Origin of the sequence: Bradyrhizobium sp. CB82, assembly GCF_029714405.1 — a bacterium.
Lineage (GTDB): Bacteria > Pseudomonadota > Alphaproteobacteria > Rhizobiales > Xanthobacteraceae > Bradyrhizobium.
In genome coordinates, this window is record NZ_CP121650.1 from 5,174,836 (window position 1) to 5,196,761 (window position 21,926).

General features: G+C 65.1%; 17 protein-coding genes and 1 pseudogene. 3 read left to right on the plus strand and 15 right to left on the minus strand.

The genetic code is table 11. The annotated features are described in order from the left end of the window. Positions 1–122: 122 nt before the first annotated feature. The 3 genes from gltX (at position 123) to QA640_RS25255 (ending at position 4,155) form a co-directional block, all read left to right on the plus strand. Positions 123–1,547 (plus strand): glutamate--tRNA ligase, encoded by a 1,425-nt coding sequence (gene gltX, locus QA640_RS25245; RefSeq protein WP_283035642.1) that lies wholly within the window; start codon positions 123–125, stop codon positions 1,545–1,547. A gap of 142 nt (positions 1,548–1,689) precedes the next feature. Then, positions 1,690–2,991: a citrate synthase gene (gene gltA / locus QA640_RS25250; protein WP_283035643.1), complete on the plus strand. Its 1,302-nt coding sequence runs from the start codon at positions 1,690–1,692 to the stop codon at positions 2,989–2,991. 276 nt (positions 2,992–3,267) lie between these two features. Then, positions 3,268–4,155, plus strand: a complete 888-nt coding sequence (locus tag QA640_RS25255; RefSeq protein ID WP_283035644.1) for a hypothetical protein — start codon at positions 3,268–3,270, stop codon at positions 4,153–4,155. Positions 4,156–4,218: 63 nt separating this feature from the next. Here QA640_RS25255 and lpxB read toward each other — a convergent pair whose 3' ends face one another. From lpxB to QA640_RS25330, 15 genes and pseudogenes are all read right to left on the minus strand, one after another. Next, on the minus strand, positions 4,219–5,403 hold the full coding sequence (lpxB, locus tag QA640_RS25260; RefSeq protein ID WP_283035645.1) for a lipid-A-disaccharide synthase: 1,185 nt from the start codon (positions 5,401–5,403) through the stop codon (positions 4,219–4,221). After that, the gene (lpxI, locus tag QA640_RS25265) at positions 5,400–6,257 is read right to left on the minus strand and encodes a UDP-2,3-diacylglucosamine diphosphatase LpxI (protein WP_283035646.1); all 858 of its coding nucleotides are present in this window, start codon (positions 6,255–6,257) and stop codon (positions 5,400–5,402) included. The genes lpxB and lpxI overlap by 4 nt, the downstream gene beginning before the upstream one ends. Before the next feature lie 19 nt (positions 6,258–6,276). Next, positions 6,277–7,071, minus strand: coding sequence for an acyl-ACP--UDP-N-acetylglucosamine O-acyltransferase (gene lpxA / locus QA640_RS25270; protein WP_283035647.1), 795 nt, complete (start codon positions 7,069–7,071; stop codon positions 6,277–6,279). A 263-nt stretch (positions 7,072–7,334) separates the two neighbouring features. After that, entirely contained in the window at positions 7,335–7,793 is a 459-nt protein-coding gene (gene fabZ / locus QA640_RS25275; RefSeq protein ID WP_283035648.1) for a 3-hydroxyacyl-ACP dehydratase FabZ, read from the minus strand. Further along, complete coding sequence (gene lpxD / locus QA640_RS25280) at positions 7,793–8,860, minus strand: UDP-3-O-(3-hydroxymyristoyl)glucosamine N-acyltransferase (RefSeq protein WP_283035649.1); 1,068 nt, start codon at positions 8,858–8,860, stop codon at positions 7,793–7,795. Before lpxD ends, fabZ begins: the two co-directional genes overlap by 1 nt. Positions 8,861–8,892: 32 nt before the next feature. Beyond that, complete coding sequence (gene bamA / locus QA640_RS25285; protein ID WP_283035650.1) at positions 8,893–11,424, minus strand: outer membrane protein assembly factor BamA; 2,532 nt, start codon at positions 11,422–11,424, stop codon at positions 8,893–8,895. A gap of 173 nt (positions 11,425–11,597) precedes the next feature. Next, positions 11,598–12,749, minus strand: coding sequence for an RIP metalloprotease (locus QA640_RS25290; RefSeq protein ID WP_283035651.1), 1,152 nt, complete (start codon positions 12,747–12,749; stop codon positions 11,598–11,600). 54 nt (positions 12,750–12,803) lie between these two features. After that, complete coding sequence (gene dxr, locus QA640_RS25295) at positions 12,804–14,015, minus strand: 1-deoxy-D-xylulose-5-phosphate reductoisomerase (RefSeq protein WP_283035652.1); 1,212 nt, start codon at positions 14,013–14,015, stop codon at positions 12,804–12,806. Between the two features lie 4 nt (positions 14,016–14,019). Continuing rightward, positions 14,020–14,862: a phosphatidate cytidylyltransferase gene (locus QA640_RS25300; RefSeq protein WP_283035653.1), complete on the minus strand. Its 843-nt coding sequence runs from the start codon at positions 14,860–14,862 to the stop codon at positions 14,020–14,022. Beyond that, positions 14,859–15,617, minus strand: coding sequence for an isoprenyl transferase (locus QA640_RS25305; protein ID WP_283035654.1), 759 nt, complete (start codon positions 15,615–15,617; stop codon positions 14,859–14,861). The genes QA640_RS25300 and QA640_RS25305 overlap by 4 nt, the downstream gene beginning before the upstream one ends. A 12-nt stretch (positions 15,618–15,629) precedes the next feature. Beyond that, positions 15,630–16,193 carry a ribosome recycling factor gene (gene frr, locus QA640_RS25310; protein WP_283035655.1) on the minus strand — a complete coding sequence of 188 codons (564 nt, stop codon included), beginning with the start codon at positions 16,191–16,193 and terminating at the stop codon, positions 15,630–15,632. Between the two features lie 56 nt (positions 16,194–16,249). After that, a complete protein-coding gene (gene pyrH, locus QA640_RS25315) occupies positions 16,250–16,966 on the minus strand; it encodes a UMP kinase (RefSeq protein ID WP_283035656.1) in 717 nt (238 codons plus the stop codon). Between the two features lie 61 nt (positions 16,967–17,027). Then, entirely contained in the window at positions 17,028–17,951 is a 924-nt protein-coding gene (gene tsf / locus QA640_RS25320; protein WP_283035657.1) for a translation elongation factor Ts, read from the minus strand. 126 nt (positions 17,952–18,077) lie between these two features. Beyond that, positions 18,078–19,067, minus strand: coding sequence for a 30S ribosomal protein S2 (locus tag QA640_RS25325; protein WP_283035658.1), 990 nt, complete (start codon positions 19,065–19,067; stop codon positions 18,078–18,080). Between the two features lie 214 nt (positions 19,068–19,281). Next, positions 19,282–21,859 (minus strand): annotated as a pseudogene (locus QA640_RS25330) (caspase family protein). Between the last annotated feature and the right edge of the window lie 67 nt (positions 21,860–21,926).

Sequence of the window (21,926 nt, forward strand, 5' to 3'; positions counted from 1 at the left end):
CTGCCAGTTTCGGGAGGCTGAGCCAAGTCCTCAACCCCGTCCAAAGCGGTCCGCCGGCAGGCTTTAGTTATGCACCGTTCCTGCTATACACCACCGCCTCCAATGCATAGGCCGTTCCACTCATGACCGATTCCGTCGTCACCCGCTTCGCCCCCTCGCCGACCGGCTTCCTCCATATCGGGGGTGCCCGCACGGCGCTGTTCAACTGGCTCTACGCGAAGAAGCACGGCGGCAAGATGCTGCTCCGGATCGAGGATACCGACCGCGAGCGCTCCACCGAGGCGGCGATCGGCGCCATCCTGGACGGGTTGAAATGGCTGGAGCTCAACTGGGACGGCGAGGTGATCTACCAGTTCAGCCGCGCCGCCCGCCACCGCGAGGTGGCCGAGCAGCTGCTCGCCGACGGCAAGGCCTATCACTGCTACGCCACCGCCGAGGAGCTCGCCGCGATGCGCGAGAAGGCGCGCGCCGAGGGGCGCACCCGCCTCTATGACGGCATGTGGCGCGACCGCGATCCGGCAACCGCGCCCGCGAACGTCAAGCCGACGATCCGGCTGCGCGCGCCACAGACCGGCGAGACCGTGATCGAAGACCAGGTGCAGGGCCGCGTGGTCTGGCAGAACGAGAACCTCGACGATCTCGTCCTGCTCCGCGGCGATGGAACGCCGACCTACATGCTCGCGGTGGTGGTCGACGACCACGACATGCGCGTCACCCATGTGATCCGCGGCGACGATCATCTCATCAACGCCGCGCGCCAGAAGCAGATCTACGATGCGATGGGCTGGGCGCTGCCGAGCATGTCGCACATTCCGCTGATCCACGGCCCGGACGGCTCAAAGCTCTCCAAGCGGCACGGCGCGCTCGGCGTCGATGCCTACCGCGCCATGGGCTATCTGCCAGCCGCGCTACGCAATTACCTCGTCCGGCTTGGCTGGAGCCACGGCGACCAGGAGATCTTTTCAACCGCCGAGATGATCGCGGCGTTCGACCTCGCCAGCGTCGGCCGAGCCGCTGCGCGCTTCGATTTTGCCAAGCTCGAGAACCTCAACGGCCACTACATCCGTAACGCGGACGATCAGTCGCTCGTGAAGATGTTCGAGGACGTGCTTGACCACGTTCCGGGACGTGCCGGGCTCAAGGCCAAACTGAATGACGCCACGCGTGCGCAGCTTCTGAAGGCTATGCCGAGCCTGAAGGAGCGCGCCAAGACGCTGATCGAGCTGATCGACGGCGCCTATTTCATCTTCGCCGACCGCCCGCTGGAGCTCGATCCCAAGGCGGCGGCCCTGCTGACGTCGGAGAACCGCGCGCTGATCGGCCGGCTCCATTCCGCGCTGGAGAATGTCGAGAGCTGGAGTGCGGCCACCGCGGAGGCCGCGTTGCGCGCCTACGCCGAGGAAAATAATCTCAAGCTCGGCGCGGTCGCCCAGCCGCTGCGGGCCGCCCTGACGGGGCGCAGCACTTCGCCCGGCATTTTCGAGGTTTTGGACGTCCTGGGACGCCAGGAAAGCCTCGGCCGCCTCAAGGATCAGTCTACGACATAAATCCTGTGCGGTGCCCACCTTGCAGCGCACACAGCAATAATATACCCATCTCACCCGTACCTTCTGGAATATCCGGCTTGCCCCGCCATCTGATGGGGGACGAGCAGGTCCGGCCCGTTTCACAATTCATCGGGGACTTACGATGGACGCAAAATCCACAAAAACCGCAACGCTGACGGTCGGAAACAAGAATTACGATCTCCCGATCCTGAGCGGCAGCGTTGGGCCTGACGTCGTCGACATCGGCAAGCTGTACGGCCAATCCGGTCTCTTCACGTACGATCCGGGCTTTACCTCGACCGCGAGCTGCCAGTCCAAGATCACCTATATCGACGGCGACGCCGGCGTGCTTGAATACCGCGGTTATCCGATCGAGCAGCTCGCCGAGCACGGCGACTTCCTGGAGACCTGCTACCTGCTGCTCTACGGGGATCTGCCGACGCCGGCCCAGAAGAAGGATTTCGACTACCGCGTTACGCACCACACGATGGTGCACGAGCAGATGGCCCGCTTTTTCCAGGGCTTCCGCCGCGACGCCCATCCGATGGCGATCATGGTGGCGGCCGTCGGCGCGCTTGCCGCCTTCTATCACGACTCCACCGACATCAACGATCCCAAGCAGCGCATGATCGCCTCCATGCGCATGATCGCCAAGATCCCGACGCTGGCGGCGATGGCCTACAAGTACACCGTCGGCCAGCCCTTCGTGTATCCGAAGAACTCGCTCGGCTTCGCCGCGAACTTCCTCAACATGTGCTTCGCGGTACCTTGCGAGGACTACAAGGTCAGCCCGGTGCTCGCTGACGCGCTGGAGAAGATCTTCATCCTGCACGCCGACCACGAGCAGAACGCCTCGACCTCGACGGTGCGCATCGCCGGCTCCTCCGGCGCCAATCCGTTCGCCTGCATCGCGGCCGGCATCGCCTGCCTGTGGGGCCCGGCGCATGGCGGTGCCAACGAAGCGGCGCTGAACATGCTCTATCAGATCGGCACCGTCGACAAGATTCCCGAGTTCATCGCCAAGGTGAAGGACAAGAACAGCGAAGTCCGCCTGATGGGCTTCGGCCATCGCGTCTACAAGAACTACGATCCGCGCGCCAAGATCATGCAGAAGATGTGTCACGCCGTGCTCAAGGAGATCGGCCATGGCGACGATCCGATGCTGAAGGTCGCGCTGGAACTCGAGAAGATCGCGCTCAGCGACCAGTACTTCATCGACCGCAAGCTCTACCCGAACGTCGACTTCTATTCGGGCATTACGTTGAAGGCGATGGGCTTCCCGGTCTCGATGTTCACCGTGCTGTTCGCGGTCGCGCGCACCGTCGGCTGGATCAGCCAGTGGAGCGAGATGATCGAGGATCCGCAGCAGAAGATCGGCCGCCCGCGCCAGCTCTACACCGGCGTCACCAAGCGCGACTACGTGCCGATCGACCAGCGGAAGTAGGTCGGCTGCTTCGAAGTTTCAAACGGCGCCATCAACGCGATGGCGCCGTCTCCGTTTGTGATGATTGCATCAGCCGGCCCTCGGGGCGGGACGAAGAAAATCCAAGCCTCGATTTGTCGGGCGGCACGGTGATGACGGAGCCGACCGTCCATGGCTCGCACCAGGCGCAAATCGCGCGGTTGCCTTCGACGCGGCCTAGACAAGCCCAGTTCGAATTTGCAGCTATAATAGACCATTCTGATTCGGCGGCTAATCGCACCCGCGAGGATAGTTGTCATGGCATTTTTCAAGCGTGAGCTAGGCCCGGTCGAGAGCTTCGAGAATGCGTTGAAGCGGAAGCGGTCGGCGCGGCAGAAAATGGCCGAGCGGCTAAGCCTCACCGAAAAGGTGCTTGAAGAGCAACGCGCCGCAGCCCGGCGGCTGGCGGTTGCCGGAGCCACCGATGGCCAGCTCGACCGAGTGGAAACCAAGATGCGCTCGGTCGAGGATCGCGCCCGGGGACAGCGCGCCGAACTCGCGGAGCTCGACGAGCAGATCGCTTCAACCGAACGTGCGTTGGCTGAAGCGGTAGCGCAGCGCGACCGCAATAAATTGGCAGATAGCATTTTGGCCGTGGCGGCGGCCATCGAACAGGCTGTCCCGCGATTTGATTCCAGCGCCATCGCACTCGTGGAGGCTGCCACAAAAGGGGTGGCGCTACCACCTGAAGCGACGAGGTTTTCAGCCAGCGTGGATGAAATGCGCCGCGAGGTTCTCTCCACCGCTGATCTCATTTGCTGGGAGCTACGATCCGTAGCTGTACGCACACGGGCTGGCAACGCAAACGTCGCCCTCGGCGCGCCGGGCGAACCGGATCAAGGCCCTTCACCGGTGATAGAGAAAAAATTGATCTACACGCTCAGCTCGCTGCTTTGGCGCGAGGGCGACGAGGTGCGTACGGTTCCGGCGTTCACGTTGGTCGGACTCCCAACATTGCTGCTGCCGGTCGCGTTGCGCCATCAGCATGTCGATTATCTGAGTGCCCGGCGTGTACAGACGCTGATACAGGTCCATGGCAGCGGAAGCTTCAATGAGGAGCCGCGTCAGGACGATCCAGAGATCGTCGATCTCGATGCGCTGGCCGAGACCGCGGAGGAAGCGGCCGGCGCGGCAAATGTTGCCTAAGCGGAGCTTTTTCAGCGATTGCGGATTGTCCCGACGATGAAATAGCAGCCATGCTGGGACGCCCTACTTCACTCGTCTGCCCCCGCGCATCGTCGCCAGCACGATGTCCGCCGCCAGCACGCTTGGTGGCTTGTTGCCGGTCGACATGATCGTGTCAAGCTGGGCGAAGGCCTCGACCTGCTGACGGCGCAACGGAGAGTCAGTCAAGACCTCGGTCAGCGCCTCTGTAAGGTTCTCCGGCGTGCAGTCCTCCTGCAAGAACTCGGGGATCACCTCCCTGCCGATCACGAGATTGGCGAGGATCACCGAGGGGACGCGGATGGCGCGGCGCAGGATGAAGGCCTCGATCGCGCCGACGCGATAGGCCGTCACCATGGGTATGCCGGACAGCGCAAGCTCCAGCGTCACCGTGCCAGATTTCGCCAGTGCGGCGCGCGCGCCCCGGAACGCGGCACGCCGCTCGGCTTCGCCGACCACGATCTGCGGCTTGACCTGCCAGCTCGCGATGCCCTCGCGCACCGTTGGTTCGAGATGCGACATGGTCGGTAGCACCAATTCGAAACACTGGCCTGTAGCCTGCAACCCGCCGAGCGCCGCGCCGAACACGTCGAGGTGATGCCTGATCTCGCTGCGGCGGCTGCCGGGCAAGACCAGCAGCACCGGCGGCTCGCCGTCGCGGCGCTGCTGCTCCTCCGCATTCGGCCGCAGCGAGGACAATTGCTCGATCAGGGGATGGCCGACATAGCTGCAGGGCGGGCCGCGGAGCTTGCGATATTCCTCGGGTTCGAACGGCATCAGGCCAAGCACGTGATCGACATAGGACAGCATGGCCCGCGCCCTGCCCGGCCGCCAGGCCCAGACCGAGGGCGAGACGTAGTCGACGATCGGTACGTGCGGATTGCGCGCGCGGACGCGGCGGGCGACGCGATGGGTGAAATCGGGACTGTCGATGATGACGAGCACGTCGGGCGCAGCTTCCGTCACGGCATCCGCGGTATTACGGATCAACCGCAACATCTTCGGCAATTGCAATAGCGGCGCAACCAGACCGACGATCGACATCTCCTCGATCGGAAACAGCGAGTTGAGGCCCTCGCGCACCATGGTGCGGCCGCCGACCCCTTCGAATTGCACGCCATCGCCAAGCCGCTGGCGCAGCACCTTCATCAGCGCAGACCCGAGCCGGTCGCCGGATTCCTCCGTGGCGATCAGAAAAATCTTCCGCTTTGGATCGCGCCCCGGCATCACGCTTGCAAACCCATGACGAAGAGATAGTTGGCGTCCGCCAGCTCGATCATCGCCTGCGGCTCGGCGGCGATGGTGTTGCCCGCGATCACGGCGATGCCCGAAAGGCCAGCGCTGGCGACACCTTCAATGGTGCGCGGGCCGATCGTCGGCAGATCGAAGCGCAAATCCTGTCCGCTCTTCGGTGCCTTCACCAGCACGCCGCGCCCGCTCGCCGCGCGGATGCGGCCCTCGCTGCGCAGCCGCGCCACGCGCTGCAGCAACCCGTCGGTGCCCTCGATGTCCTCGACCGCGACCACATGGCCGTCGATCACGACCACGGCCTGGCCGATGTCGAACGGGCTGAGCGCCGCCAGCACCGCGCGGCCGCGCTCGATGTCGCTCCTGGCGTTGTCTGCCGGCCAGGCGCGGGTAATGCAGCCCTCGGGCATCAGGAGATCGGGCGCGACGTCCTTGATTCCGACCATGCGAAAACCGTCCTGCTCGAGCATGCGGCCGACGCCGGAGAGCAGATGATCGTCGCCGCCGCGAAACGCGCGGGCGACATGCCCGAGAAGCCGGAGGGTCTTGAGATCGAAGCGCACTTCCGACAACGACGGCCGCATCAAGGTGCCGATGAAGATCAGGTCGCGGCAGCCCTCTTCGCGAAACAGCCGCATGGCGCGGCCGAGCTGCCCGACCGAGATCCAGCGATGTCGGAATTTTTCCACCTGGACCGGATCGCAGGCGCCGCGCAGCGGAAACAGCACCGGCGCGATGCCACGCGCGGCGAGCGACTCCGCAACCGCAAAAGGCATGGCGCCGCCGCCGGCGATGACGCCGACCGGTGACGAAATCTCTGGAGCCGCCGATGTCATGCTTGCGGCCATCTTGTGATTACTGCCCGATCGCGGGAAGACAGAGCGGGCGATGCTTGCCCTTGCCGATGAAGTCGAGGATTTCGGCGATCGCGGGATCCTCCGCCGCAAGCGGCTGTACCGAAGCGAGCCGCTCGGCAAAAATGCCGGGGCCGTGGAACAGCTTTTGATAGAACGCGCGCACCGTCGCGAGCCGCTGCTTGGTGAACTTGCGCCGCTTCATGCCGATGAGGTTGAGACCTTCGAGCACCGCATACTGGCCGTTGACGAGCCCGAACGGGATGATGTCGTCGCGCACGCCACAAACGCCGCCGACCATCACCTGCGGGCCGATGCGCGTGAGCTGATGCACCGCGGAGAGGCCGCCGATATAAACGAAGTCGCCAATCTCGCAGTGGCCGCCGAGCGTCGCCGACGTTGCGAAGATGACATTGTTGCCGACCATGCAGTCGTGGCCGACGTGGCTGTTGTTCATGAAATATCCGCCGTTGCCGACGCGCGTCAGGCCACCACCCTTGATGGTGCCGACGTTCATCGTCGCGCCTTCGCGAATGATGCAGCCGGAGCCGACCTCGAGTTTGGTGGCCTCGCCCTTGTAGCTGAGATCCTGAGGCGCGCCACCGAGCACGACGAACGGCGAAATCACGCAGTCGTCGCCGATCGAGGTGTGGCCGATAATCGTGACCTGCCCGATCAGCTTGCAATTCTTGCCGATCACAACGTTCGGGCCGATGATGCAGTAGGGTCCGATCTCCGTGCCCTCGCCGATCATTGCACCGTCTTCCACGCGCGCGGTGGGATCAATCTTGCTCATTAAGAAGGTCTGGCTATCCGTTGAAGTCGCTCGGTTTTCCGGTGGTTAGCGCGACTTTGCGTGATCTGTCCAGTGACGTATCATCTCGGCTTGTTTCGGCCGGGTCCGCTGTCATTTCGGGATGCGTGCGAAGCGCGCAAGTCTGGAATCCATTTTCCCACTTGTACTGTGGCCCGATGGATTCCGGGCTCGCGACTTCGTCGCGCCCCGGAATGACGGAGAAAACAGTAAGCCGAATACAATCGGTCGGGACTTTGCGCGCCTCAGTCCGTCAGCATCGCGCCGACGTCGGCTTCGGCGACGACCTGGCCGTTGACCTTGGCGTCGCCGTGAAACCACCACATCGCCTTGCGGCGGCCGATTGAGCGCATGTGGTATTCGATGGTGTCGCCGGGCAGCACCGGCTTGCGGAATTTGCACTTGTCGATGGTGAGGAAATACACGGCCCGCGGCTTCTCGGTGCCTTCGACCGACTTGATGCCGATCACGCCCGCTGTCTGCGCCATCGCCTCGATCATCATCACGCCGGGATAGACCGGCCGCTCGGGGAAATGCCCCTGGAAAGCCGGCTCGTTGAAGGTGACGTTCTTGATGCCGATGCCGCTGTAGTCAGTACGGATGTTGATCACCCGATCGATCAACAGCATTGGAAAGCGATGTGGGAGCGTCCGGAGGATCTCATTGATATCCACGAGCTCGAACCTGACCGGTGCCTCGTCCATCACTCCTGTCCCTCGTCCTTCGGATCGGCCTTGCTGTCGCGCACCAGGCGCTCCACCGCGATGATCTCCTTGAACCACTGCTTGGTCGGCTTGGCGAAATGACCACCCCAGCGTCCGCCTGCCGGGATGTCGTCCTTGACGGCGCTCATGGCAGTTACCTGAGCTCCGTCGCCGATCTTGAGGTGGTTGTTGATGCCAACCTTTGCTCCCAGCGCCACGTTGTCGCCGATCGTCAGACTGCCGGCGAGTCCGATCTGAGCCGCCAGCAGGCAGTGCCGGCCGATCGTCACATTGTGGCCGATCTGGACCTGGTTGTCGATTTTGGTGCCCTCCCCGATCACGGTGTCGCGCAAGCTGCCGCGATCGATGGTGGTGCCGGCGCCAATCTCGACGTCGTTCTGGATCAGCACGCGTCCGGTCTGCGGGACCTTGAGGTGGCCTTCGGGGCCGAAGAAGACGAAGCCATAGCCGTCCTGGCCGATCGAACAGCCGGGGTGGATCAACACATTGTTGCCGATCAGGGCGCACTGGATCGCCGTACGGGCGCCAACGTCGCAGTCCCGACCGATCTTGACGCCGGGGCCGATCACCGCGCCCACGCCGATCACGGTGCCGCTGCCGATCTCGACCTCGGGGCCGATGACGGCCAGCGGATCGACCACGACGCCATCCTCCAGACGCGCCGTCGGATCGATGATCGCCGACGGCGCAATGCCGTCATTGCCGACCGAGGATTGCGGCCTCAGCGCGTCGCCATGCCATTCCCGAGCGATCTTGACGAAGGCGCGGAACGGCTGCGCCACGCGTAGCGCTGCGACATGTGCCGGCACCTGCGTCTCGAAGCGCGGGCTGACGAGGCACGCGCCGGCCTTGGTCGCCTTGAGCTGGTCGACATATTTGAGGTTGTCGAAGAACGTCAGATGCATCGGGCCGGCTTCGTCGAGCGAAGCCAGGCCCGTGATGATGTGGCCGGCCCGGGTCGGGTCGACCAGCTGCGCCTTCGTCAGCGTGGCAACATCAGCCAGCGCCGACGCAGGCGGCTTCTTGAAGAAGGACGGCTGCGCCATTCCACCCCGTCGAGGTCCGGCCGGAGATCCGCTTAGAACGACGTACCGCCGCCGAACCGGAACTGCTGCACGTGGTCAAACTGGCCCTTGGTGAGCGGCACTGCGTAGTCGAAGCGCAGCGGTCCGAACGGAGACTGCCAGATCAGACCGACACCCACCGAAGAACGGATGACCTTGCTATCGTCATACACCAATCCGGTGCAAGTTCCAGGCGTGGCCGGATTGATGGTCGACGGCGTGCAGGACGAGTTCTTCGTCGTCGTCGTTTCGCCGGTGAACGCCCAGGTCGTCGGGCCCTGGTAGTCGTAGAGACCGCCGGCGTCGGCATAGACCGCACCCTTCAGACCCACTTCCTTGGGCAGGAACCAGAACGGCATCTGCAATTCGAGCGAAGCGCCCCAGTACTTCGTGCCGCCGATCGCGTCCTGCGTGCCGTAGGGATTGAGGTCGCGCGGACCGATGCCGTTCGGCGCAAAGCCGCGTACGAGGTTCGGGCCCATCTGGAAGTGATCGAGCATGCGCAGCTCGGTATTACCCCACTTGTTGAGGATACCGCCCTGCACGTGGACGAGGCCGACGAGATCGGACACCAGCGACTGGTAGTACTTCGCATCGACCGCGGTCTTCAGGTAGGAGACGTCGCCGCCGACGCCGGCGAAGTCCTGCCGGAAGTCGACCAGGAGACCGTCGGTCGGGTTCTTGTTGTTGTCCAGCGTGTTGTAGGTCAGCGTGTAGCCCAGCGCCGAGGTCAGCGTCGCGCCGTTCGCCAGCTCCTTGCGCACCGGCAGCGAGGCTTCGCCGTTGGCGTAACAGCCGAGGCTGTTGGTGGTGTCGGAGATGTTGATACCGTTCGCATTCGCGAAGGCCGGGCTCATGTTGGCGTGAGTGCCCAGCGTGTTGTTACAGTCCGTCAGGAAGGACGGTAGCGTGATCTCCTGCCGGTAGATCGAGTAGCGCAGCTGCAACGCCAGGTCTTCGCGCAGGCTGAAGCCGAGTCGCGGGCTGAAGCCCAGCGTCTTGGTGCCGTACGAGATGAAGCGGTTGGACAGCTGCGTGCGCTGATAGAGGTCGAGGCCGAGCGCGACGCGGTAGTCGAGCAGGTACGGTTCGACGAACGACAGCGAGTACCCGCGCGCATACTGGCCGTAGGTGACGGCGGCCTTGGCGAACAGACCGCGGCCGAGAAGGTTGCGCTCGGAGATCGAGACTTCGGCCAGCGCGCCGTCGGTCGTGGAGTAGCCGCCCGACACCGAGAAGTCGCCGGTGGACTTTTCCTCGAGATCGACGATCAGGACGACGCGGTCGCTGGACGAGCCGGGCTCTGTGGTGATCTTGACGGTCTTGAAGAAGTCGAGGTTCTTCAGCCGGCGCTCGGCACGATCGACGAGCGCGCGGTTGTAGGCGTCGCCCTCGGAGAGGTCGAACTCGCGCCGGATCACGTAGTCGCGGGTGCGGGTGTTGCCGCGAATGTTGATGCGCTCGATATAGGTGCGCGGGCCTTCGTCGATGTTGAACACGACCGACACGGTATGCGCATCGAAATTGCGGTCGCCGCCGGGCCGAACCACGGCGAAGGCGAAGCCGCGGCGCGAGGCCTCGATCTGCATTTCCTCGACCGATTTCTCGACCGATTCGACATTGTAGAGCGAGCCGACGCTGACGCGCGAATAGGTGCGCAGCACGTTGGGATCGAAGTTCGGGATGCTCGTGCGGAAGTCGACCGAGCCGACGCGGTACTGCTGGCCTTCTTCGATCTTGAAGGTGACAAGGAACCCCTTCTTCTCCGGATCGTATTCGGTGATCGCGGCGACGACCTGCACGTCGGCAAAGCCGTGCTTGAGGTAGAAGCGTCGAATCAGGTCGCGGTCGGCCTCGACCCGATCCGGATCATAGACGTCGGCATTGCCGAGGAAGCTCAGGAGATTGCTCTCACGGGTCTTGATGACATCCCTGAGGCGATAGCTGGAATAGGCAACGTTACCGACGAACTCGATCGACTTGACGCCAGTCTTGGCGCCCTCCTCGATCGTGAAGATCAGATCGACGCGGTTGTTCGGTTGCTCGATGATCTCGGGCGTGACGTGCACGTCGTAGCGGCCGGAGCGGCGATAGATTTCGGCGATCCGCAGCGTGTCCGACTGCACCACGGCGCGAGAGAACGTGCCGCGCGGCTTGGACTGGACTTCGGCGGCGAGCTGCTCGTCCTTGATCTTCTTGTTGCCCTCGAAGGCGACGCGGCCGATGACTGCGTTTTCGACCACCGAAACCACGATCCGGCCGCCGACGCGGTTGATCTTCACGTCCTGGAACAGGCCGGTCTCGATCAGCGCCTTGAGGCCGTCGTCGATGGCCGCCTGGTCAAGCCGCCCGCCAGGACCGGGCTTGAAATAGGAACGGATGGTCTCGACCTCGACACGGCGGTTCCCCTCCACCGAGATCGAATCCACGGTCTGGGCCGCCGCGGACGAAGGCACGAAAACAGCCCCGACCGGGGCAAGCACCGGCACGCCGAACATGATCAGGGTGGCAAGCAGACCCCCCCGGACTCGCATTCCAAACATCATGCGCAACGCGCCCTCAATCATTCCAACCCAGACCCAACCCCCGGGCCGGGAGATTCCCCAAGTTTCACGCCGCTTGTAGCTAATTTCACCGACGCCGCAAACGGCCGAGCGCGCCGTAATTTCAATTTCAGTCCAAGACGTTGCCTAAGAGCAACGTCACAAAAAAGCCCGCTTCACGATGCCGCCAGATGGAGGATGTCGTTGTACGTCGCGAACACCATCAACATCAGTACAAGCCCGAGCCCGATTCGGAACCCCATTTCCTGCGCGCGCTCCGACAAAGGCCGGCCCCGCACCGCCTCCACCGCATAGAACAGAAGGTGCCCGCCATCGAGCAGCGGAACCGGGAACAGGTTCAGCAACCCGATCGAGATCGACAGCACCGCGGCCAAATGTATCAGCGCCGCAAGCCCGATGGTCGCGACCTGCCCCGAGATCTGGGCGATTCGGAGCGGACCACCGACCTGGTCGGCCGCCTCGCGGCCAGCAAACACCCCGCCGATATAGGCCAGCGTCCGGTCGATCACGAACCAGGTTTCCTTCACGCCCAGCCACAGCGCGGTGGCCGGATCGACCCGCTCGGTGACAGTGTCACCGGCCGCCGTCTGCCGCGTGATTCCCAGCACGCCGAGCCGGTGCACGTTGCCGAACGGATCCTTTACCTCGCGCAACTCCGGGGTTCCGGCCAGATCAACCAGGGAATCGCCCCGCTTCACGGTGAAGGTCAGCTTGTCACCGGCATGCGTGCCGACGATCCGCTGCATGTCGGAGAAGCTTCCGATCTTGGTTCCGTCGATCGCCGTTACGACGTCGCCGACCTGGAAGCCGGCGGTCGCTGCGGCGCTGCCAGCCTCGACCTTGTCGACTCGCGCCGTCGTCGATGGCTTGCCGAAAAAGGTGAAAAGACAGGTGAAGATCACGATCGCGAGCAGGAAATTCGCGATTGGTCCGGCCGCGACGATCGCCGCCCTCGGGCCGACCTTCTTGTGGTGGAAGCTGCCGGCGCGTTCCTCGGCCGACATCGCAGCCAGTGTCTCGGCCGACGGCGTTGAGGCCTCGGTGTCGTCGCCGAAGAATTTGACATAGCCGCCGAGCGGGATCGCCGAGATCTTCCAGCGCGTCCCATGGCGGTCGTTGAAGCCGACGAGCTCGGGGCCGAAGCCGAGCGAAAAGGTCAACACCTTCACGCCGGCCCAGCGCGCGACCAGGAAATGGCCGAGCTCATGGAAGAACACGACGATGGTCAGGACGAACAAAAAGGGGATCGCGTAGCCGATGAGCCCATGGCTCAACGTGCTGAAACTATGGACAAAAAACTCAGTCATCGATTTCCCTCACCCGCGGCCGCGGCCCCGGTCCCGAACCCTCTAGGTTGCCTTTCAGGCAATTTGAGGCAATAGGGTGGCCGCTCTATTTCGCGCAACATGGTCAACGGTGATCGCATCATCCGCCGAGGACAAGGGCGCCAGATTGCCGCCCTTGATCCAGTCTTCGAGCGTTGCTTCGACCAGTCGCGCAATGGCGCCGAATCTGATCTTGCCGGCGATGAAGGCCGCCACCGCGACCTCGTTCGCCGCATTATATACTGTAGTTGCGCCGCGTCCCGTCCTTAACGAATCGTAAGCAAGCCGCAATCCCGGGAAGCGTTCGAAATCCGGCGCCTCGAAGGTCAATTGCCCGATCCGGGCGAGGTCGAGCTTGGCGGCCGGTCCCTTGATGCGGTCGGGCCAGCCGAGGCAGTGCGCGATCGGCGTACGCATGTCGGGCGCGCCGAGCTGGGCAACGACCGAGCAGTCGGAGAATTCGACCATGCCGTGGATGATCGACTGCGGATGGACCAGCACGTCGATCTCGTCCGGCTTCAAGGCGAACAGATAGGACGCCTCGATCACCTCGAGACCCTTGTTCATCATCGAGGCGGAATCGATCGTGATCTTCTGGCCCATGCTCCAGTTCGGATGCTTGAGCGCCTCGGCCAGCGTCGCCTGCTCGATGTCTGTGCTCTTCCAAGTGCGGAACGGACCGCCCGAGGCGGTGATGATGACGCGCACGAGCTCGTCACGATTGCCCGAGCTCAATGCCTGGAACAGCGCGTTGTGCTCGGAATCGGCGGGCAGAATGCACGCCCCCGCCTTGGTGGCGCGCTGCATGAAGAAATCACCGGCGCAGACCAGGCATTCCTTGTTGGCGAGCGCGACATGGGCACCGCGATCCACTGCGGCGAGCGCGGGCTTCAATCCGGCCGCACCACTCACTGCCGCCATCACCCAATCGGCCGGCCGTGCGCCGGCCTCGATGACAGCGCTTTCGCCGGCGCCGCATTCGGTCTTGGTGCCGGCGAGCGCGTCCTTGAGCTCGGGAAGTTTCGAGGCGTCGGCGATGGCGACAAAGCGCGCGGAAAACTCTCTAGCAAGCTTTGCAAGCGCCCCGACGTTGCCGTTGGCGGTCAGCGCCTCGACGCGATAGCGCTCGGGCGAGGCACGCAACAGATCCATGGTGCTGTCGCCGATCGAGCCGGTGGCACCGAGGACGGTGACGCTGCGCACCGCGGACGCCGCGGGCTTGTTGTTACGCAAAGGGACTGGGCTCATTGTTTCACCAAACCATAAGACCGCTTCCCGCGCTATGCACACCATGGCGCAGGATGCCAAAAATCGAGGCCACCAGGACGGCGGCGACAAAGCCGTCCAGGCGGTCCATCAAGCCGCCGTGGCCGGGAATTAAGTGACTGGAATCCTTGACCCCGAACCGCCGCTTGACCGCGGACTCGAAGAGGTCGCCGAGCTGCGAGACCACCGACAGGACAGCGCTCAGGACCAATAGCGGAACCGCCTTCCCGAGGCCGAAGGCGGCAAACCCGCCAGCCACCGTGAGGCTAGCAGCGAAACCGCCGAGCGCGCCGGCCCAGGTCTTTTTCGGGCTCACGCGCGGCCACAATTTCGGACCGCCGATGGCCCGGCCGGCAAAATAGCCGCCGATGTCGGTCGCCCAGACCACCAGCAGCACGAACATCAGCGCGACAAAGCCGTTCACGGGATCCTGGCGCACGAGCACCGAGGCGACGAGGGCCGCAACCGCATAGAGGAAACCTGCCGCCGTCCAGCCGCGCTGTTCTTTTGCAAGAAGAGCAATGCAGACGAAGCCGAGGACGGCGATCAGGACAACGGGGGTCAGCCAGCCCAGGGCGGCGCAGAAGCCTATGACGGCAAGAGCGATCGTGCCGGCCCCGGTCGGCCCCGCCTTCCCTGCCCCGACCACCGTCAGCCATTCCACGAACAGCCCGATCGAGACGAGCGTCACCAGGAACGCCCAGATCCAGCCTCCGGCATAGGCGAGCGCGATCGCAAGCGGCGCCAGCACGAGGGCCGCGAGGACACGCATCATCAGGTTGCTTGAAGCCGGCGTTGAGCCCGCCGGCGCGGCACCGTTTTCGGTCACGAGGCGGTTTTCGCGACCAGGCCACCGAAGCGGCGCTCGCGTCTGGCAAATTCGGCGATCGCGCCTTCGAGCGCGGCCTTGTCGAAATCCGGCCAATGGATCGGCACGAACACCAGCTCGCTATAGGCCGCCTGCCACATCAGAAAATTGGACAGGCGCTGCTCGCCGGAGGTGCGGATAATGAGATCAGGATCGGGAATCTCGGGTGCGTCGAGATAGTGCCCGAGCGTCTCGGCATTGATCGAGGCCGGATCGCGCTTGCCCTCGGCGACTTCGCGCGCGAGCTTTTGCGCCGCCTTCGCGATCTCGTGCCGCGAGCCGTAGTTGAACGCGACGATCAGGGTAAGACGCGTGTTGTTGCGCGTCAGCTCCTCCGCCTCGTTCAGAAGGGCACAGATGTCGCCTTCGAGACCCTCGCGCTCGCCGATGATGCGCACCTTGACGCCATCGCGGTGCAGGCGCGCGAGATCGTTGCGGATGAAGCGGCGCAATAGGCCGAAGAGATCGCCGATCTCGCTCGCCGGCCGCGACCAGTTCTCGGAGCTGAAGGAGAAGATGGTGAGATAGCGGATGCCGAGCTCATGCGAGGCACGGACGACGCGGCGCAACGCTTCCACGCCGCGGCGGTGGCCCTCGGCGCGCGGCAGGCCACGTGCAGCCGCCCAGCGCCCGTTGCCATCCATGATGATGGCGACATGCGCGGGCGCCTCGGATCTTTCCGGTCCTTCCGTGACGGGCGCGGCGGCGTTGGACATGAACGCGATGCCTTAGACGGTGAGAATTTCTTTTTCCTTGGCCGCCAGCAGCTGGTCGATCTCGGTGATCGCGCCGTCGGTAGCCTTCTGCACCTCGTCGGCGTGACGCTTCTGGTCGTCTTCCGACATCTCGTGATTCTTCTCGAGCTTCTTGAGAACGTCGAGACCGTCGCGGCGGACGTGGCGCACCGCGACCTTCGCCGCTTCGGCATATTTGTGCGCGACCTTGACCAGTTCCTTGCGACGCTCCTGGTTCAGCTCGGGGATGCGCAGGCGCAGCACCTGCCCTTCGGTGGCGGGCGACAGGCCGAGGTTGGAATCGACGATCGCCTTCTCCACCGGCTTGACCATCGACTTGTCCCAGACCTGGACCGAGATCATGCGCGGCTCCGGCACACTGACGGTGGCGAGCTGGTTGAGTGGCATGTGGGTGCCATAGGCCTCGACCTGGACCGGATCGAGCATCGAGGCTGAGGCGCGCCCGGTGCGCAGGCCTCCAAGTTCGTGCTTGAGAGACTGGGTGGCGCCCTGCATCCGGCGCTTCAATTCGTTGAGGTCGAAATTACCCGTGGCCATCACGCTCTCCCTTCAGATACTTGAGGCCGAGCGCAGGAGCTGCGCCCGGCGGGCCGTCAGCCGGCGACGATCGTCCCGCGGCCGGTGCCGCGCAGAATCGCGCCGATCGAGCCCGGCTCGGCGATCGAGAATACGATGATAGGCAGCGACGTCTCGCGGGCAAGCGCGAAGGCGGTCGCATCCATCACCTTGTAGCCGCCCTCGATCGCCTGCGAATGCGTCAGCCGGTCGAAACGCTTGGCGGCCGGATCCTGCTTGGGATCGGCCGAGTAGACGCCGTCGACATTGGTCGCCTTGAGGACGGCCTCGGCGCCGATCTCGGCGGCGCGCAGCACCGCCGTCGTGTCGGTCGTGAAGAACGGATTGCCGGTTCCGCCGCCGAGCAGCACGATTCGGCCCTCGGCGAGGTATTTGTGCGCCGCGGCGCGGGTGAACAGCTCGGAAATCTCGGGCATGACGAAGGCCGAGAGGGTGCGCGCCGGCGTGCCCTTGCGCTCGATCGCCGCTTCCACCGCAAGGCAGTTCATCACGGTGGCGAGCATGCCCATGGTGTCGCCGGTGGGACGCGAAACGCCGCGGGAGGACACCTCCACGCCGCGAACGATATTGCCGCCGCCGATCACCACCGCGACCTCGGCGCCGAGATGGCGGGCGCCGATCAGATCGTCGGCAACCCGGTCAACCGTGGGCTGGTCGATCCCAAAACCCTGCGGTCCCGCGAGATATTCGCCGGACAGCTTGATCACCACGCGACGGTAGACCGGATCAGTCATGAGCACTTTCCTTCTCCGGGCGCCGCTTCCGGCGGCACGCCGGAAGGAAACGTCCCGGCGCTTACTTCTTGCCGCTGGCGGCCGCGACTTCCGCCGCGAAGTCGCTTTCCTGCTTCTCGATTCCCTCACCGAGAGCATAGCGCACAAAGCCGGCGATCTTCACCGCCCCCCCGACCTTGCCCTCAGCTTCCTTCACCGCCTGCGCCACCGACTTGCCGGTGTCGTGGATGAACGCCTGCTCCAGCAGGCAGACTTCCTTGTAGTAGGTCTTCAGGCCGGACTCGACGATCTTCTCGATCACGTTCTCCGGCTTGCCCTGCTGGCGATACTTGTCGGCGAGCACGTCCTTCTCGCGCTTCACGACCGCCGGATCGAGGCCGGCCGGGTCGAGCGCGAGCGGATTGGCGGCCGCGACATGCATGGCGAGCTGGCGGCCGAGCGCTGCGAGCTCATCGGCCTTACCCGACGATTCGAGGGCGACGAGGACGCCCATCTTGCCGGCGCCATCGATGACAGCGCCGTGGACGTAGCTCGACACCACGCCCTGCTTCACTTCGAGCGAAGCGGCGCGGCGCAACGTCATGTTCTCGCCGATGGTCGCGATCGCGTCGTTGATCGCAGTTTCGACCGTGACGTCGCCGACCTTGGCGGCCTTGATCTTCTCGACATCGGCGCCGGCGTCGAATGCGACCTGGGCGATCATCTTGACGAGGCCCTGGAACTGGCCGTTGCGCGCGACGAAGTCGGTTTCGGAGTTGACCTCGACCACGACGCCCTTGGTGCCCTTGGTGAGCGCGCCGATCAGGCCCTCGGCCGCAACGCGGCCGGACTTCTTGGCGGCCTTGGACAGGCCCTTCTTGCGCAGCCAGTCCTGCGCCGCTTCCATGTCGCCATTGGTTTCGGTGAGCGCGGCCTTGCAGTCCATCATGCCCGCGCCGGTCGACTCGCGCAGGTCCTTGACCATCGCAGCTGTGATCGTAGCCATCGTTGAAAATCCTTCTTGCCTGCCGGTTGACCCGCGGCGCGGCGCTGTCTCGCCCCACCGCGGTCCATCACAGGACATCGCGTCAACTGAAATGGCAGCCGGAACGATCCGGCCACCCCTCGACTGTCATTCCGCTTCCGCAGTGAGCGCCTTGGCCTTGGCCACCCAGGCATCCGCACGGCTGGGCAGACCGACCTCTTCGCCGATCTTGTGCGCGGTGGCGTGATCGAGCTCGGCGAGCTGCCAGTAGTGGAAGATCCCGAGGTCGTTGAACTTCTTCTCGATTGCACCCGACACGCCCGGGAGCTTCTTGAGGTCGTCGGCGGTACCGCGCGGACCTGCAAGGCCCTGGAAACCGCTGGCGGACGGAAGCTCTTCAGCAGCTGGCTGGACCGAAGCGCCGATATCGATGCCGGCGTCACCCTGGGCGCGCGAGATGCCGTCGATCGCCGCACGCGCGACGAGATCGCAATAGAGCGAGATCGCACGGCCCGCGTCGTCGTTGCCCGGCACCACATAGGTGATGCCCTTGGGGTCGGAATTGGTATCGACGATCGCCGCGACCGGGATGTTGAGCCGCTGGGCTTCCTGGATCGCGATGTCTTCCTTGTTGGTGTCGATCACGAAGATCATGTCGGGCAGGCCGCCCATGTCCTTGATGCCACCGAGCGAGCGGTCGAGCTTGTCGCGCTCACGCTGGAGCGTGAGGCGCTCCTTCTTGGTGTAGGAGTTGGCTTCGCCACCGGACAACACCTCGTCGAGATGACGCAGGCGCTTGATCGACGCCGAGATCGTCTTCCAATTGGTCAGCGTGCCGCCGAGCCAGCGCGAATTGACGAAGTACTGCGCGCAGCGCTTGGCAGCATCGGCAACGCCGTCCTGCGCCTGGCGCTTGGTGCCGACGAACAGGATGCGGCCGCCCTTCGCAACGGTGTCGCTGACGGCCTGGAGGGCCTGATGCAGCATCGGCACGGTCTGCGCGAGGTCGACGATGTGGATGTTGTTGCGGGTCCCGAAAATGAACGGCGCCATTTTCGGATTCCAGCGGTGGGATTGGTGACCAAAATGCACGCCAGCTTCGAGCAGCTGACGCATGGTGAAGTCGGGTAGTGCCATAGTGATAATTCTCCGGTTGGTTCCTCCGGAAACGTGTGAGCAAAACGGGGCGTTCTCGCCCCGGTTGCCACCGGACGGCCTTTTGAGCCATGTTTCCGTGTGAGATGGCGCGCTATATAGCGCGATTTCGGTCAGAAGCAAGGAAATAAGGGTCTTTGGAGGGGCGTTAAGCAGCCCCTCCTTGGGCCCGTCCACGGGGTTTTCACGGAGCTCCCTAGCACTTCGGCTGGTTTGGCGGACATTTCTTCGCAGCCGGAGCCGGCGCCGGGTGCGGGGGTGGCGGCGGGGCCGGACGCGGCGGCGGAGCAACCGCGACTCGCGGTGGCGGGGTGGCGCCGGCCTCGCCGCCGGTGGCGGCGGCGCCGGCCGTGCCGCGGCAACCGGCGGAGGCGCCGGACGCGGCGGCGGGGTGCCGCCACCCGCGGCGGTGGCGGGGGCGGTGGCGCGGGTCTCGCGACGGCCGCCGGCCGGGACGGAGGTGGTGGCGGGGGCGCAGGCCTGGCCACCTGCGGTGGCGGCGCCGCTGCCCGCGGAGGCTCTGGCCTGACCTGCTGCCGAGCGACGGGGGGCGGTGGCGGAGGGGCGGCAGGCTTTACGGAGGTAACCGCAGGCGCCCGGATCGCGGACGGCGGCGGCGGCGAGACGGCCTGGTTTGATCCGGGCCGATTACCGCGATGATCCGGTCCGGTCGTGGGCGGCGTCCGGACCAGCGACGGCTTGCCGCTGGGGGTTGCCGAAATCGCCGGAGGCGTGCCTGGCGGTACCGCGGCCGGCGCGGTCGCGGTCGGTGCGCCTCTGCCACCGGGTGTCTGGGCAGTGGATGGCGCCGGGCCCGTACCGCCGGGTGTCGGCGGCGTCCCATGAGCACCAGGCACCGGCAATGCATGGGCCTCGGGCAGTTTGGGCTGCCCTCGCGCTCCAGCCGCGGGCGCGTTGGCCTGCGCCGGTGCGGTGTTGCCGGTGGGCGCCGTCGCTGTCGGCGCGAGCCTGCCGTTGGGCGCCTGGGCGGCAGGTTGCGTCGGCCCAGCGCCTCCCGGCGCCGCCGGAGTTCCATGAGCACCAGGCACGGGTAGCGTGTTTGCCTGAGGCAGTCTCTGCTGGGCGGGCGGCGTTGCGCTCGGCGCGACATTCGCCGGCGTCGCTCCGGGCGTCCCCGGTCTTGCGGTCGGCGTGATGGTTGCGCTTTGCGGCATCGGCAGCTTGCCCTGCTGGATCAGGGCGGCCCGCTGTGCAACTGCCTGCGGCACAGCCGGACTGGCGGGTGTGGCGCGGCCGGAGACCGCCGGAGCCAGGCTGGTCGGCGCGAGACCCGCGGCCGCCGTGGGCGGCGGCTGGTTGATGACGGTGTTGATGATCGTGGTGTTGTGGATGTTCTGATAGATGATGTTGTTCGGCGGCGGTGCAACGTAAACCGGCGGACTCACGAATGCCGGGATCGGCACGAACACCGGCTGCGGCAGCACGAACAGGCCGACCACGGGGAGCGGCGGCGGCAGTACGACGAAGTCCGGCGGCGGCGGCGGGCAGAAATACACCGGCGGCGGTGGCGGCGGCGCAAAGCCGAAATCGGGATCGCTGAAGTACAGCACCGGCCGATCGACATAGACGACCTCCTCCGGCGGCGGTGGCGGCACGTCGTAGTCGATCATCGCGAAGCTCGGCGGCGGCTCGACCGGCGCCGTCAGGATCGCCAGACGCCGGTGCGCATCACCTGCGTGCGGGCCGCGCGGATAGCGACGCAGATAGGACCAGTAGGCCTCCGGCGTGTCGGTGCGATAGGTCCGCCGCCAGGTGATCGCCTCGCGCCGCGCAGCCACAATCACCATCACCCGTTTCGCCAGGGGATCTCCGGGATAGGCGGCGAGGAATTCTTCGTAGGCCGGCAGCGTGTCGCGCTCGAGCGCGGACGCATAGGCATCCTGCACGCCGAGATCGCGGATCGGTTTGCTGCGGATCGCGGCAACCTGATCCGGCGCCGTCTGCGGCGGCGGCGCGTCGGGCCCGCGCTCGAAGAAGGCGAACCGGGCGCTGATTTTCTGCTCGTTCCAAGGCACCTGCGCGCCCTTGCTGGCCTCATTGACGCGTAGCCTGACGCGGTCGAACACCTCCGGCAGCGACAGGCCGCCGGTGCGGATCATTTCGGCCAGCGATTGCGCGTAGATGCCATACGGTCCAGGCTCCTGCGGCGCGACCGTTCCCGGCGCGGCGTTGAAGGCGATCAGCATGTTCGCCTCGGGCTCGACCAGCGCGAGCCCGCTCGCGATCGGCTGGCCGCCCTCGATGAAGGGCTGCGCCCGCGCCGCGTCGAGCACGACGATGTTCGCCTTCAGCGGCAGCGCGGCGAGCTGGCGGACGTAGTCGCTGACCCGCAGCGCCTCGGTCGGGACGTCGGTATCGCGCGTGATGCTGGAGTCGACCGGGATGAAGTAGTTCTCACCGGCGAGTTGCACGCCATAGCCGGCGAGATAGATCATCGCGACCGTGCCGGGTCCCGATGTCTGAGCCTTCTGGAGAAAATCGCGAAAGCTCTTGCGCAGCGTGTCGCCGTCGAGGTCGCGGGCGCCGACCACGTCGAAGCCGGCGGCCTGGAGCGTCTGTGCGATCAGGCCGGCGTCATTGGCGGTCGTCGCCAGCGGCGACTTCGCATAGGCGCCGTTGCCGACCACCAGCGCGATGCGCTTCTCCTGCTGCTGGGCATAGGCGGGATCGAAGAGCCCGCCTGCCGCAAGCAGCAGGCCCGGAAGAAGCAGACCAAGGAAGGATCCAAGGAAAGATTGTCGTGTCCCACGCATGGCTTTCGCGCCCGCTATTGATGTTGAGCTTGCACCGCACATGATGCGCGCGGCTGGCTGAATGGCG